This is a genomic window from Aeromonas sp. QDB31 (assembly GCF_027707605.1).
GTDB lineage: Bacteria > Pseudomonadota > Gammaproteobacteria > Enterobacterales > Aeromonadaceae > Aeromonas > Aeromonas media.
Genome location: NZ_JAPCIX010000017.1, coordinates 17849 through 32502, shown reverse-complemented (window position 1 = coordinate 32502; position 14654 = coordinate 17849). Strand labels below are relative to the sequence as shown.

At 64.2% G+C, this 14654-nt stretch carries 11 protein-coding genes; 8 read left to right on the top strand and 3 right to left on the bottom strand.

Annotated features, from left to right (window positions below; translation table 11 throughout):
- Nucleotides 1-9 precede the first annotated feature (9 nt).
- From PG898_RS15705 to PG898_RS15680, 6 genes are all read left to right on the top strand, one after another.
- Nucleotides 10-1002, top strand: a complete 993-nt coding sequence (locus PG898_RS15705) for an ABC transporter ATP-binding protein (RefSeq protein ID WP_268424693.1) — start codon at nt 10-12, stop codon at nt 1000-1002.
- Nucleotides 1003-1102: 100 nt separating this feature from the next.
- Entirely contained in the window at nt 1103-2818 is a 1716-nt protein-coding gene (locus PG898_RS15700) for a glycoside hydrolase family 9 protein (protein WP_270824578.1), read from the top strand.
- Complete coding sequence (locus PG898_RS15695; RefSeq protein WP_182788189.1) at nt 2811-3683, top strand: BadF/BadG/BcrA/BcrD ATPase family protein; 873 nt, start codon at nt 2811-2813, stop codon at nt 3681-3683. Before PG898_RS15700 ends, PG898_RS15695 begins: the two co-directional genes overlap by 8 nt.
- 150 nt (nt 3684-3833) lie before the next feature.
- Complete coding sequence (locus PG898_RS15690; RefSeq protein WP_270824577.1) at nt 3834-5699, top strand: beta-N-acetylhexosaminidase; 1866 nt, start codon at nt 3834-3836, stop codon at nt 5697-5699.
- 200 nt (nt 5700-5899) lie between these two features.
- Nucleotides 5900-7453 (top strand): methyl-accepting chemotaxis protein, encoded by a 1554-nt coding sequence (locus PG898_RS15685; protein ID WP_270824576.1) that lies wholly within the window; start codon nt 5900-5902, stop codon nt 7451-7453.
- A 77-nt stretch (nt 7454-7530) separates the two neighbouring features.
- Nucleotides 7531-7887, top strand: a complete 357-nt coding sequence (locus PG898_RS15680; protein ID WP_270824575.1) for an MGMT family protein — start codon at nt 7531-7533, stop codon at nt 7885-7887.
- Between the two features lie 20 nt (nt 7888-7907).
- Here PG898_RS15680 and PG898_RS15675 read toward each other — a convergent pair whose 3' ends face one another.
- Nucleotides 7908-8078 (bottom strand): hypothetical protein, encoded by a 171-nt coding sequence (locus PG898_RS15675; protein WP_162852227.1) that lies wholly within the window; start codon nt 8076-8078, stop codon nt 7908-7910.
- A 115-nt stretch (nt 8079-8193) separates the two neighbouring features.
- Nucleotides 8194-10815: a type I DNA topoisomerase gene (gene topA / locus PG898_RS15670; RefSeq protein ID WP_171273422.1), complete on the bottom strand. Its 2622-nt coding sequence runs from the start codon at nt 10813-10815 to the stop codon at nt 8194-8196.
- A 360-nt stretch (nt 10816-11175) separates the two neighbouring features.
- Between topA and astB the strand changes: the two genes are divergently transcribed.
- A complete protein-coding gene (astB, locus tag PG898_RS15665) occupies nt 11176-12513 on the top strand; it encodes an N-succinylarginine dihydrolase (protein WP_226171969.1) in 1338 nt (445 codons plus the stop codon).
- An 88-nt stretch (nt 12514-12601) separates the two neighbouring features.
- On the opposite strand, the gene sohB is transcribed toward astB, so the two are convergent.
- Nucleotides 12602-13609 carry a protease SohB gene (gene sohB / locus PG898_RS15660; protein WP_226171967.1) on the bottom strand — a complete coding sequence of 336 codons (1008 nt, stop codon included), beginning with the start codon at nt 13607-13609 and terminating at the stop codon, nt 12602-12604.
- Nucleotides 13610-13830: 221 nt separating this feature from the next.
- Here sohB and PG898_RS15655 point away from each other — a divergent pair, with 221 nt between their 5' ends.
- Complete coding sequence (locus tag PG898_RS15655) at nt 13831-14586, top strand: YciK family oxidoreductase (RefSeq protein WP_042648450.1); 756 nt, start codon at nt 13831-13833, stop codon at nt 14584-14586.
- Nucleotides 14587-14654 lie beyond the last annotated feature (68 nt).

The following is a 14654-nucleotide window of genomic DNA, read 5'->3' as shown; positions in this document are numbered from 1 at the left end:
ATGTCTGTCATGCAAATCGCCCAAACCAACGCGCCCATCATCGAGGTCCAGCATCTCTACAAGGACTTCGCCGTCAACTCCAATGCCATCAAGAGCGGCAAGATGCGGGCCCTCTCCGACATCACCTTCAACCTGCACCGGGGCCGCGCCCTGGCGGTGGTGGGGGAATCGGGCTCCGGCAAGAGCACCATCGCCAAGATCATCGCCAAGATGTACAAGCTCTCCAACGGCCGCATTCTCTACCGGGGCCGGGATCTGGAGGAGTTCAACAAGGGCACCGCCCTGCTGGACTATCGTCAGAGTGTACAGATGGTGTGGCAAGACCCGTTCGGTTCGCTCAACCCGACCCACACCATCTACCACCACATCGCCCGTCCCCTGCTGCTGCACAGCAAGGTGCTCGACAAGAAAGATCTGCCTGACATGGTCTACGCCCTGCTGGAGAAGGTCGGCCTGACCCCCGCCAAGGCGACGGCGGCCAAATATCCCCACCAGCTCTCCGGCGGCCAGCGCCAGCGGGTCAACATCGCCCGCAACCTGGCGGTGGAGGCGGAAGTGGTGCTGGCGGACGAGCCCACCTCCATGCTCGACGTCTCCATTCGTATCGGCATCCTCAACCTGATGGAGCAGATGAAGAACGAACTCGGCGTCTCCATGCTCTACATCACCCACGACATCGCCACCGCCCGCTACGTGGCCGAAGATCTGGCGGTGATGTATGTGGGTCACATGGTGGAGTGGGGGGAAGTGGACGAGATACTGCACCACCCCCAGCACCCCTACACCCAGTTACTCATCTCGGCGGTGCCCGACCCCGAGAAGAGCATACACGCCGAGCTGGAGGGGGGCCGCAAGGGGGAGATACCGCTCTGGACCCCGGAGTCCCATGGCTGCCCCTTCGCCGGTCGCTGCCATCAGGCCATGGCGCGCTGCAAGGAGAGCCTGCCCCCCGTGACCCGGCTTGCCGACAACCACTTCGTGCGCTGCTACCTGCACGAATAAGCCAGCCCCTCGCCGGGGGCGGCCTTCCCGGCCCGCAACACCTTCACCCGGGCCTCCTCGCGAGACCCCTTCATTGCCCCAGACCAGGGAGTAAAGCTGGATGGAACTCTTGATCAATCAGGTGGGTTACGAGTGTGACGGGCACAAGATTGCCCTGCTGCAGACCGCCGCCGATGTGGAGATTAGCGGTCTGGTGCGACTGCGCCGCCTGCATGATGACCGCCTCCTGCTGGAGGTGCCTCTCCAGGCCGCAGGCCAGGTGCCCGGCTGGCAGGGGCGAGCTTATTGGCGCGCCGACTTCTCCGCATTCAAGGAGCCCGGCCACTACCGGCTGGAGGCGATAACAGCCCAAGGCATAGTCCGCTCCACCCGCTTCGCCATAGGCCAGGATCTGCTGACCGGCCGCTGCCTCTCCGATGTCATTCACTACTTCAAGGGCCAGCGCGCCAGCGGCACCTTCGATAGAGCCGACCGCCGTGCCCGCCTGTTTGGCACCAACCAGCACAAGGATGTGCACGGCGGCTGGTTCGATGCCAGCGGCGACATGAGCAAGTACCTGAGCCACCTCTCCTACGCCAACTACCTCAATCCCCAGCAGACCCCCCTGGTGGTGTGGAGCCTGCTCAAGAGCCGGGCGCTACTGGCGACGCGCCACGACATCGACGGGCTGAATCTCTGCAAGCGGCTCAGTGACGAGGGGCTGCACGGGGCGGATTTTCTCTGCCGGATGCAAGATGAGAGCGGCTTCTTCTACATGACACTGTTCGACAAGTGGAGCAAGGATCCCGAGCAGCGCGAGCTGTGCGCCTACGCCACCCAACAGGGGCTCAAATCCGACCACTGGCAAGCAGGCTTTCGCCAGGGAGGTGGCATGGCCATCGCCGCCCTGGCCCGCGCCGCCCGCGAGCAGACCGGCGGCGACTTTGATACCAGCCACTATGCCGGGGCGGCCAGGCGCAGCTACCTGCACCTGCGCGAACACAACCTCGCCTACCTGGACGATGGTTGCGAGAACATCATCGACGACTACTGCGCCCTGCTGGCGGCGGTGGAACTGACCCGGACCCTTGGCCGCGACTGGCTCGGGGAGGCAAGGGACCGGGCTGACAGGCTCTGCGCCCGCCAGCGCTCCCACCCCGAGCTCGGCCACTACTGGAGTGCCAACGACGACGGCTCGCGCCCCTACTACCACGCCGCCGAGGCGGGTCTGCCGGTGCTGGCCCTGCTGGAATACCTGGGAGTCGAGCCGGATCAGGAGCGCCGCGCCCGGGTGAGCGCCGTGGTGCAGCAGGCGCTGGCCGCCGAGCTGGCCCTCGCCGCCCGGGCAGGCAACCCCTTCGCCCTTGCCCGCCAATATGTGAAGGGCGTCGACGAAGCCCCCCGCATCAGCTTCTTTATGCCCCACCACAACGAGTCCGGTTACTGGTGGCAGGGCGAGAACGCCCGGCTGGCGTCCCTCGCCGCCATGGCCTTCGCCGCGGCCCGCCACTTCCCCCAGCAGAGCCAGCTCCTGACGACGTTCGGCCAGCGCCAGCTCGACTGGATCCTCGGGCAAAACCCCTTCAACGCCTGCATGCTGGCGGGGCACGGCATCAACAACCCGAGCTACACCGCCGGTTATCCCAATGCACCCGGGGGGATCTGCAACGGCATCACAGCCGGGTTCGATGACGAGGCTGAGGTGGCTTTCATCCCCGAAGAGTACAAGGAGAGGCTGGATCAAAACTGGCGCTGGGGGGAGCAGTGGATCCCACACGGCGCCTGGTTCGCCCTGGCCATCAGCTGGCAGAGTGCGCCGGAGGCCCGTCATGATTGAGTACTGGGTCGGGGTCGATGGCGGGGGAACGCACACCCGCGCTCGCATTCGGGACAAGGGGGGCAGAGTGCTGGGAGAGGGACGCGCCGCAGGCTCCAATCTGGAGCTCGGCATCCCCCTCGCCCACGCCAACGTGCTGGCGGCCATCGCCAGCGCCCGGCTGGCCGCCGGGCTTGGCATCGAGTGCGAACAGCAGATGGGGGTGGGGCTGGCGCTCGCCTCCGCCGAGCTGGCCGACTGCTACCACGCCCTGCTTAAGATGCCCTTCCCCTTTGCGAGCGTCAGGCTCACCTCCGACGCCTTCGGCGCCTGCCTCGGCGCCTTTGGCGGCCGCGAGGGGGCCATCCTCATCGCCGGCACAGGATCCGCCGGGCTCATCTACCGCCATGGCCGGCTTCATACCTGCTCAGGGCGCGGCTTCCCCATCTCGGATCTCGGCAGCGGCGCCTGGCTCGGGCTGCGCGCCATCCAGCAATCCCTGCTCTGCCACGACGGCATACTGCCCCCCAGCCTGCTCGCCGTGCGCCTGCTCGATCACTTCAAGCGGGATCAGGCCGAGGTGGTGCGCTGGGCCGCCCGCGCCATTCCCGCCGACTATGGCCGCTTCGCCCCCTGGGTGTTCGACGCCGCCAGCGACGGGGATGAGCTCGCCAACCAGCTGCTGGATGAAACCTGTGCCCAGTTGCAGACCCTGCTGGAGGGCATGGGGCTGCTGGGAGCCGACCGCATCGCCCTGCTGGGCGGCGTCGGCATGCGCCTGGCCCCTCGCCTGGGGCACCTCAACCTGGTTCCCCCGCAAGCCGATGCGCTGGAAGGTGCCATCCTGTTTGCCCAATCGGAGGCCTACCCATGTCTGCATCCTTGAGCCCTGTCGGGTGTGAACGATGCGCTGGAAAGGGCACAACCCCGTTTGCCCAGTCAGAGGCCTACCCATGCCTGCATCCCTGAGCACAGTCCACGCCGAGCCACCTGCGGGAGAGGACCCCATCTTGTTCACCCCATCAGAGGAATACCCATGTCTGCACCCCTGATCCATACCCAGATCGACCGTCGCGACGGTGAAGACGTCTGGTTCCGCTTCACCCTGAGCCAGCTCCCGGCAAGCCCCTGGAAGCTGCACTTCTGCCTGGCTCGCCACATAGATCCCCAGTCGGTGGAAGGGGGAGCTCTGGCGCGCCAGAGCGGTAGCTACAAGGTACTGGTACCCAATGAGGGGGTCAGCGAGCTGCGTTTTTGCTGCCGCAACACCCCAATCAAACGCTACTCCGATCTGCCCCAGGGCTTCTTCCTCAGCCTGACGGACGAAGGCGCCCAAGCCCAGCTGCAACCCGTGGTGCAGACGGGCCAGGATCTCGGCCTGCCGCCGAGCCCCGCCGTGACCCCCGATCTGCCCGAGGTGGAGCCCGCCAACGGCATAGTGCCCCAGCCGGTGCACCTGAGACTGCCGGAAGGCAACTTCCGCCTGGCCGAGCGAGCCCATGTCAGCGGCCCAGTCTCCCTCGCTCCCCTGCTGGCCCATTTCAACGAGCTGACGGGGCTCGCCCTGACACAGGATCACGACGCCGAGATCCACCTGGTCGAGGCGCCGCTTACCCCCGAGGGCTATGAACTCACCATCACGCCGGAGGAGATCCGCATCCGGGCCGCCGGGGAGGCGGGCTGGCGCCATGGTCTGGTGACCCTGGCACAGTGGGCCCTGCAACACGGGGAGAGCCTGCCCTGCCTCGAAGTGGAGGATGCACCGCGCTTCGGTTTTCGCGGCATCTTTCTCGACTGCGCCCGCCACTTCCACTCCATCGCCACCCTCAAGCGCCTGCTCAAGCAGATGAGCCTCTACAAGTTCAACCGCTTCCACTGGCACCTGACCGATGACGAGGGTTGGCGCCTCGAGATCAAGGCCTTCCCCCAGCTGACCGAGGTGGCGGCTTGGCGGGGACATGGCCTGGCGGTGGATCCTCAGCTCAGCGGCGGCCCCGAACCCTATGGCGGTTACTACACCCAGAGCGAGGTGCGCGAACTGGTGGCCTACGGCGCCGGGCTCGGCATCACCATCATCCCGGAGATAGACATCCCGGGTCACTGCCACGCGGCCATCAAGGCGCTGCCAGAACTGCTGCGAGAAGAGGCGGACAGCTCCCGCTACCTCTCGGTGCAATATTTTGACGACAACGTGCTCAACCCGGCCCTGCCCGGCACCTATCGCTTCCTGGAGGCGGTGATCGACGAGGTGTGCACACTCTTCCCCGGCACTCAGGTGCACATGGGGGGGGACGAGGTGCCGACCGGGGTCTGGACCGACAGCCCCGCCTGCCAGCAGTTGATGGCAGAGCAGGGCTACTCCGATTGCCGGGAGCTGCAGGGCCACCTGCTGCGCCACTGCCAGCAATACCTCGCGGCCAGGGGCAAGCAGATGCTGGGGTGGGAGGAGATACTGCACGGGGACAAGGTGAGCCGGGACGCCACCATCTTCGCCTGGACCAGCTTCCAGGCGGGGCTGGATGCCGCCTCCGCGGGTTACCCCGTGGTGATGGCCCCGGCCCAGTCTCTCTATCTGGATCTCGCCTGGAGCCCGGACATCCATGAACCCGGGCTCTACTGGGCGGGGACCCTCAATCTGGAGCAGGTCTACCGATGTGATCCTGCACCGGTCGATTTCCATGCCAACGATAACATCCTGGGGGTGCTGAGCCCCTTGTGGTCGGAACTGGTCACCTCTCGCGATCGTCTCGACTACATGTTGTTCCCGCGCATGCTCGCCACGGCCGAGGTGGCGTGGAGCGACCCCGCCCGCAAGGCCTGGGATCACTTCGCCGCCCGCCTGCCCGGCCAGCTGCAGATCCTCGATCAGTTACAGGTGCGTTACCGGGTGCCACAGAGGTAGTGTTGTCTTTCTCTTTTTGGCGACCTTTTGGTCGCCATTTTTTTACCACTAAACAACAGAAATCCAACCTGGCCCCTACTTTTACTCTGCCTTTGTTGGCAAAATAAGGCCCCCGATGAGGCCGGGCAAGACGCACTGCGCCCGGGCCTGCATCCGGCTCAACCACAATAACAACCAGCAACGCCTCGGAGCTTACCCTTATGGCCCGCAAACACGTCCAGATCCAGGACAGTGAAGTTGAGTTCCCCGCCGACGTGCAACTCGTCTCCACCACGGATCTGCGCGGCGTCATCACCTACGCCAACCCTGCCTTCTGCCGCATCGCCGGCTACCAGGTCGATGAACTGGTCGGACACAACCACAACCTGGTGCGTCACCCCGACATGCCCAAGGCCGCCTTCGCCGACCTCTGGGATCGCCTCAAGGAGGGCAACCCCTGGCGCGGCATGGTCAAGAACCGCTGCAAGGATGGCCGCTATTACTGGGTCGACGCCTATGTGACCCCCATCTACGAGAACGGCAAGATAAGCGGCTACCAGTCGGTGCGCTGCAAGCCGGAGCCCCAGCTCAAGCTGGTCGCAGCCCAGGCCTATCAGGCCCTGCTCAAGGCCGAACAGGGCGGCGCCAGCAAGCTGCCCTCCCTGCACAGTGCCAGACCCCTGCTGCTCGGCCTGCTGATGCTGGTGCTCTTTGGCTGGGCGGCCTTCTCCCAGGGTGCCCTGACCGTGCTGCTGATGCTGCTGCCCCTGCTGGCCGTCGCCGGCACTTACTGGCGCGAGCTCATCTCGCTGCCACGCTACCTCAAGCGGCTCGGCCAGCAATATGACAGCCTGACCCGGCTGGTCTACTCGGGGGATGCCCCCGGCGCCATCGCCGATTTCCATCTCAAGATGCTGCAGGCCCGCATTCGTACCGTGCTGGGTCGGGTCAACGACGCCACCCATCCCCTGCAGACCCTGGCGACCGACCTGCAGGACTCTTCCCATCAAGCCTTCCTCGACATCAACGAGCAGGACGCCCAGACCCAGCAGATGGCCGCCGCCATGACCCAGATGGCCAGCACGGCCCACGAGATAGCGCGCAACATCCTGGACACCAACAGCCAGGTGACAGAGGCACGCAGCAGTTGCCAGCACACGGTGCAGCAGCTGGATCAGACCGAGCAGCAGATGGAGCTGCTGGCCAGGCAGGCGGAGCATGCCTTCCACTCCGCCGTCGAGCTGGCGAACGAATCCGAGCGGATCGGCAGCGTCATGGGCGAGATCCAGGGCATCGCCGAGCAGACCAACCTGCTGGCCCTCAACGCCGCCATCGAGGCGGCGCGGGCCGGTGAGCAGGGACGCGGCTTTGCGGTGGTGGCGGACGAGGTGCGCACCCTCTCCACCCGCACCCACAAGGCGACCGAACAGATCCAGGGCAGCATCCGCCAGATCCAGCAGACCCTGGGACGCTGGCAGGGGATGATGCAGGACAACCTGGCCCAGACCCGCGAGTGCGCCCTGATGACGCGCCAGGGCTCCGGCAACCTGCATCTGGTGCTGGGGGAGATAGATCAGGTGACCGAGTTCTCCACCCAGATAGCCGCCGCGGCCGAACAGCAGCAGGCAGTGGTGGAGGAGATCAGCCGCAACATCCACCAGATCTCCCAGTACTCCCGCGCCAACAGCCAGAAGATCCAGGCGGTGGACAACTCCAGCCAGGAGCTGCTCAAACGCGCCAGCGAGCTCAGGGGGCTGAGCCAGACCTTCGGCTGAGCCGGATCCCCTGTTGCCCCCCAGACCACGGAAGCGCCACAATGGTGGCGCTTTTGTTTCACGCCGAGTAACACACCATGATGATGACCCCTCCCCCTTCCCCCTTGAACAAGGTGGCGCGCATCGAGGCTATCCTGGCCCTGATCCCGGCCGGCCGCGTGGTGAGCTATGGTCAGGTCGCCGATCTCGCGGGCCTGCCCGGGCGGGCGCGGCTGGTGGGAAAAGTGTTGCGGGAGACGGACAAGACGCTGCCCTGGCATCGCGTGCTGGGCGCAGGGGGTGCCATCTCCTTGCCCAAGGGCTCGGTGGGGTTTGATGAACAGGTAGGAAGATTGCAGGAAGAGGGGGTGCCCGTGATTGGCGGGCGGGTCAGGATGGGGGAGTGGCAGTGGCAGCCCGACCTCGCCGAGCTGCTCTTTCTGATCCCGTTCTAGTCCCTTTCTGGGCGATTTCGCTAATCGCTGGCAAGGGGGCCCAGGATGTCGTCGCAACGTACCTGCACCGGGATGGTTTCATCTTCCCGCTGCAGCAATACCAGCAGACTCTGCCTGTCCACTTCCAGCACATAGGCCGTTCCTTCCCGTGTCAGGCAGGTCATGCCTGGCCGGATTTCATGTATCTCCATGACAACCTCCCTGTCTTGTGCTGCCATCCATGCAGCCCTCTCAGTATACCGCCATCTCCCAATAAAAAGGCCCCTCGCAAGGGGCCTCTTTCATCATGGTATGAGCGGTAGCGGATCAGGCTTTCTTCGCCTTGGGCAGGCTCTCCTGCCATTTTCCATTGTCGTAATGGGCGGTCCAGCCCGTTGCCTTGCCGTTCACCTCCGTCATCACGTACTGCTCCTTGCTCTTGCGGCTGAAGCGCACCACGGATGCGTTACCGTCAGGATCTGACGCCGGGGCGTCGGCCAGGTACTGATGCTTGGGCGACAACCGATCGCGGAAGCGCTTGAGCTCCTCCACCAGAGGCGCACGAGTCTCACGGGATTTCGGGAAGTTGCTGGCGGCTAGGAACAGACCCGCCGCCCCGTCACGCAACACGAAGTGGGCGTCGGACTGGGTGCACTTGAGCTCCGGCAACGGCACCGGATCTTCCTTCGGCGGCGCGATGTCACCGTTTTTCAGGATCTTGCGGGTGTTCTTGCAGGTCTCGTTGGTGCAACCCATGTACTTGCCGAAGCGGCCGTTCTTGAGCTGCATCTCGGAGCCGCAGCGATCGCATTCGATGCTCGGCCCTTCATAGCCCTTGAGCTTGAACTGGCCCTGCTCGATTTCGTAACCGTCGCAGTCCGGGTTGCGACCACAGACGTGCAGCTTGCGGCTGTCATCGATGATGTAGGCATCCATGGCGGTGCCGCAGACGCCGCAGCGGTGCTTGGCGCGCAGCGCCTCGGTCTCGGCTTCGTCCCCGTCGGTGGCGGAGACGAACTCGTCGGCACTGACCAGGTTGATGGTCTTCTTGCAGCGCTCCTTCGGCGGCAGGGCATAGCCGGAGCAGCCGAGGAAGACGCCTGTGGTGGCAGTACGAATGCCCATCTTGCGGCCGCAATCCGGGCAGTCGATGTCGGTCAGCACCATCTGGTTGGCTCGCATGCCCCCCTCTTCCGCCGGCTTGTCGGCCTGCTCCAGCTCCTGGGTAAACTCGGCGTAGAAGGCGTCCAGCACCTTCTTCCACTCCAGGCTGCCTTCGGCGATGCCATCGAGCTTGTCTTCCATCTTGGCGGTGAACTCGTAGTTCATCAGCTCGACGAAGTTCTCCACCAGGCGGTCGGTGACGATCTCACCCATCTTCTCGGCGAAGAAGCGGCGACTCTCGACCCGCACATAGCCGCGATCGACGATGGTGGAGATGATGGAGGCGTAGGTGGACGGGCGGCCGATACCGCGTTTTTCCAGCTCGCGCACCAGGGCCGCTTCGGTGAAGCGGGCGGGCGGCTTGGTGAAGTGCTGACGGGGATCCAGCTTGACCAGCTTCAGGATCTCGCCGACGGTCACCGCCGGCAGCTGGCTGTCGTCCCCCTTGCGACCCATGGGTGGCAGGGCCTTGGTCCAGCCAGCGAAGCGCAGGGTGCGACCACGGGCCTTGAGCTCGAACTCACCGGCCTTGACGGTCAGGGTGGAGGAGTCGTACTGGGCCGGGGTCATCTGACAGGCCACAAACTGGCGCCAGATGAGGTCATAGAGCCGCATGGCGTCCGGCTCCATCCCTTCCAGCATCTCGGCAGTCACCTGCACGCTGGAGGGACGGATCGCCTCGTGGGCCTCCTGGGCGCCGGCCTTGGAACCATAGAGATTCGGATCGCTCGGCAGATAGGCGGCGCCATACTGCTCGCCGATATATTCCCGCACCGCCTCGACCGCCTCTTTGCTGAGGTTGGTGGAGTCGGTACGCATGTAAGTGATGTAACCCGCTTCATAGAGGCGCTGGGCCATCATCATGGTCTTCTTGACCCCGAAGCTCAGCCGGGTGGAGGCCGCCTGCTGCAGGGTGGAGGTGATGAAGGGGGCGGACGGCTTGGAGCCGGTCGGCTTGTCTTCCCGGTTCACCACCTTGTAGTCGACCCCTTCGAGGGCAGCCACGGCGGCGAAGGTCTCGGCCTGGGTCACCGGCTTGAAGTCGACGCCGTTGCGGCTGACCACTTCCATCCGCAGGTCGGCCTTGTCACCGGTCAGCAGATCAGCGTTGAGATCCCAGAACTCCACCGGCACGAAGGCCTTGATCTCGCGCTCTTTATCGACGATGAGGCGCACCGCGACGGATTGCACCCGACCGGCGGAGAGACCGCGGGCCAGCTTCTTCCACAAGAGCGGGGAGACCATGTAGCCCACGACGCGGTCGAGGAAACGACGGGCCTGCTGGGCGTTGACGCGATGGATGTTCAGCTCGGACGGCTGGGCAAACGCCTCCTGGATCGCGGTCTTGGTGATCTCGTTGAACACCACCCGCTTGTAGCGGCTGTCGTCGCCGCCGATGATCTCCCGCAGATGCCAGGCGATTGCCTCCCCTTCTCTATCCAAGTCGGTTGCGAGATAGATGGTGTCGGCCTTGGCGGCCAGACTTTGCAACTCGCTGACCACTTTTTCCTTGCCGGGCAAAATCTGGTAGTTGGCCTGCCAGCCTGCGGTCGGGTTGATCCCCATCCTGGAGAACAGGGCGTTGCGATCCTTGGCCGCCTTCTCGGATTCGCTGAGCTTGATGCCGCGAATGACAGGTTTTTTGGGCTCTGTGCTGCCGCTGCCGCTGGTCGGCAGATCGCGCACGTGACCGACGCTGGATTTCACCACGTAGTCCTTGCCCAAATATTTGTTGATGGTCTTGGCCTTGGCCGGAGACTCCACTATGACCAGTGATTTGCCCATGCTGTAACTATTATCCTCATTGCACCCGACGGGGTTGGCGTGCGGTTTTGTGGGGCTGTATAAGAGATTTGACGGGAAAAAGCAATCTTGTGAACAAATTTGCCATGCAGCCCGAACCACCTTGCTTCTTTATTTATTAATGCGAAGGGGACGCGCGGGAAGCAACCGCTTTTTTGTTTTTATGCTATATCCCCCCCTTTTTTAGATTGGAAATGACATATCCAGCCACCCCCGTCACATAAAAAACCATCTTGGTTATCAGCTTGTTACAAAGGATGAAATCTCTTTATAATGGCCGCACGCCGCAGCTTTGTGCGCGGAAGGAACCGCTCCCCATATAAAAATCGAAAGGATGTAGTCATGAAGCACTTCGAGGTCAACTTCGACGGCCTGGTCGGCCCCACCCACAACTATGCCGGTCTCTCCTATGGCAACGTGGCGTCCCAAAGCAACGCCAAGGAAGCGTCCAATCCGAAGGAGGCCGCCAAGCAGGGGCTGCGCAAGATGAAGGCGCTGACCGAGCTCGGCATGACGCAAGGGGTGCTGGCGCCACAGGAACGGCCGGATCTCGCCACCCTGCGCCGCCTCGGCTTCACCGGCAACGATGCCAGCGTCCTGGCCCAGGCCGCAAAACAGGCCCCCGCCGTGCTGGCCGCCTGTTACTCCGCCTCCAGCATGTGGACCGCCAACGCCGCCACCGTCTCGCCAAGCGCCGACACCCAGGATGGCCGCATCCATTTCACCCCCGCCAACCTGACCAACAAGTTCCACCGCTCCCTGGAGCCCGAAGTGACCGGCCGCATCCTGCGCGCGGTGTTTAACAACGATCGCCACTTCAGCCACCACCAGCACCTGCCGGAGAACGATCACTTCGGTGACGAGGGGGCCGCCAACCACACCCGCCTGTGCCGCGCCTACGGCGAGGCCGGGGTCGAGCTGTTCGTCTATGGCCGCAGCGCCTTCGACGTCTCACAGCCCGCCCCCAAGCGCTACCCGGCCCGCCAGACCCTGGAGGCCAGCCAGGCCATCGCCCGTCTGCACGGGCTCGGGGAAGAGAGCGCCGTCTTCATCCAGCAGAACCCGGACGTGATCGATCAGGGGGTATTCCACAACGACGTGATCGCGGTGGGCAACCAGAATGTGCTCTTCTTCCACCAGCAGGCCTTCCTCCATACCGAGGCGGCCCTGGCCGAGGTCCGCACCAAGTTCGGTGAAGGGGAACTGCACTTCATCGAAGTGCCGACCAATGAGGTGTCGGTGCAGGACGCGGTGAAATCCTATCTGTTCAACACCCAGATCCTGACCCTGCCCTCCGGCGAGATGGCGATCATCGCCCCCACCGAGTGCCGTGACAATCCGGCGGTCTCTGCCTATCTGGCCAAGCTGGTGACCCTGGGCACCCCCATCAAGGGGGTACATTTCATGGACGTGAAGCAGAGCATGCGCAACGGCGGAGGCCCCGCCTGCCTGCGACTGCGGGTCGCCATGAACGACGCCGAGCTCGCGGCGGTCAACCCGGCCTGCCTCATCAACGACGGCCAGTTCGCCCGTCTGGACAACTGGGTCGAACGTCACTACCGCGACAGCCTGGCACTGGACGATCTGCGCGACCCGGCCCTGGTGCTGGAGACCCGCACCGCCCTGGACGAGCTGACCCAGATCCTCAAACTCGGCTCCGTCTACCCCTTCCAGCGCTGAGGCGCGCCATCGGCCTGCAGAGCCGACGCAATAAAAAAGAGAGCCGGGCAATGCCCGGCTCTCTTGTTTCAACCTATTGAACTGTACCTCAGCGCCAGGGACTCTGCTGCCACAGGCGACCGAGGGCACCCTCCAGCCCCAGTGCGGCCTGGCGGCCCAGCCGCTGGGTCAGGCTCTTGGGCTTGCGGTAGCTGATGCCGACCACCTTGTGGTGGCTGGCCTGGGCCAGCAGGTAGTCATCGCTGGTGCAGAGTGCATCCACCAGGCCGAGCTGCTTGGCCTGGCTCGCCAGCCAGTGCTCCCCCGTGGTGACCTTGTCGATGTCGAGGTCGGGTCTGTGCTCGGCCACGAACCCCTTGAAGCGCTCGTGGATGGCCCCCAGCTCCTCGCGAAACTTCTCCCGCCCCAGATCGTCGTTCTCGCCGAACATGGTGATGGTGCGCTTGTACTGGCCGGCTGTGTGCATCTCGAATTCGATATCGTGTTTTTTCAAAAGTTTGTTGAAGTTCGGCAACTGGGCTATCACCCCGATGGAACCGACGATGGCAAAGGGCGCCGCCAGTATCTTGTCCGCCACACAGGCCATCATGTAGCCACCACTCGCCGCCACCTTGTCGATGGCCACCGTCAGCGTGATGTCCTTGTCACGCAGGCGCTGCAGCTGGGAGGCCGCCAGGCCATAGCCGTGCACCACGCCGCCGCCGGACTCGAGGCGCAGCAGCACCTCGTCCCCGGGCCGGGCGACCCCAATCACGGCGCTCACCTCTTCCCGCAGGGAGGCCACTTCCCTCGCATCCATGCTACCGTGAAAATCGAGCACAAACAGCCGGCTGCGCTCATCGGTCGCCTTGGTGCGCGCCTTCTCTTCGGCCTTGCGTGCCTTGTCCATCTGCTTGCGCTCGGCCTTGCCGGCCAGGGCCGTCTGCAACTGATGACGCCCCTGCTCCAGCTCGCTGGAGAGATCGGTCACCACCAGCTCCCCCTTGCGGGTCCTGGGCTGACGGCTGCTCGCCACCATCAGGACGACGGCGCCGATGGCCAGCAGTAGGGTGAGGGTCTTGGCCAGGAACAGGCCGTATTCGGTCAAAAATGCCACTTGATGCTCCGCGCTATGTTCGGTTTTTTCACATAGTAAGGAGTTTGTCGGCGCCGCGCAAAAACTCTGCCCTGGCCCAGGGCCATCTTGCGCCAATTCAGGCTACCGCCCTGTTTTCTTCACATTTTTGCCGTCTCATGCTGGTCAACGGCAGGGCCGGATCAGTACACTTGCCTCCTCTATTGCGCCCATCCGCCACGGATTTGTTAACAGGAGTGCACATGCTCGATTATCAGGCCCCTCGGGATCTGCTCAAGGACAAGGTCATTCTGGTAACGGGTGCCGGTGACGGTATCGGCCGCGAAGCGGCGCTCACCTATGCCGCCCACGGTGCTACCGTGGTACTGCTCGGTCGCACCAGCGCCAAGCTCGAGGCGGTCTATGACCAGATAGAGGCGGCCGGTCACCCGCTGCCCGCCATAGTCCCTGTCGATTTGAAAGGGGCCACCGCCGCCCACTACCGCGGCATGGCCGAGACCTTCTCCCAGCAGTTCGGCCGCCTCGACGGCGTGCTGTTCAATGCCGGCCTGCTTGGCACCCTCTCCCCCTTCGAGCACATCCAGGAGAAGGAGTGGGACGAGGTGATGCAGGTCAACGTCAAGTCGGAATTCCTGCTGACCCAGGCGCTGCTGCCCCTCATTCGCCAGACCGCCAAGGCGCACGGCGAGGCCTCCATCGTCTACACCTCCTCCAGCGTGGGGCGCAAGGGACGAGCCTACTGGGGCACCTATGCCATCTCCAAGTTCGCCATCGAGGGCATGATGGAGGTGTTGGCGGACGAGCTGGAGAACACCGGGGTGCGGGTCAACACCCTGAACCCGGGCGGCACCCGCACCAGGATGCGGGCCAGCGCCTTCCCGGCGGAAGATCCCCAGTTGCTGAAGACCCCAGCCGACCTGATGCCGCTCTATCTCTATCTGATGGGGCCGGACAGCCGTGGCAAGACCGGCCAGACCTTCGTGGCCCAGCCCAAATAAATCAACACACTAACCAGATGGGGTTAAAGTGAAGGGGGGCGCCAGTCGCGCCCTGTTGAATCCCATCG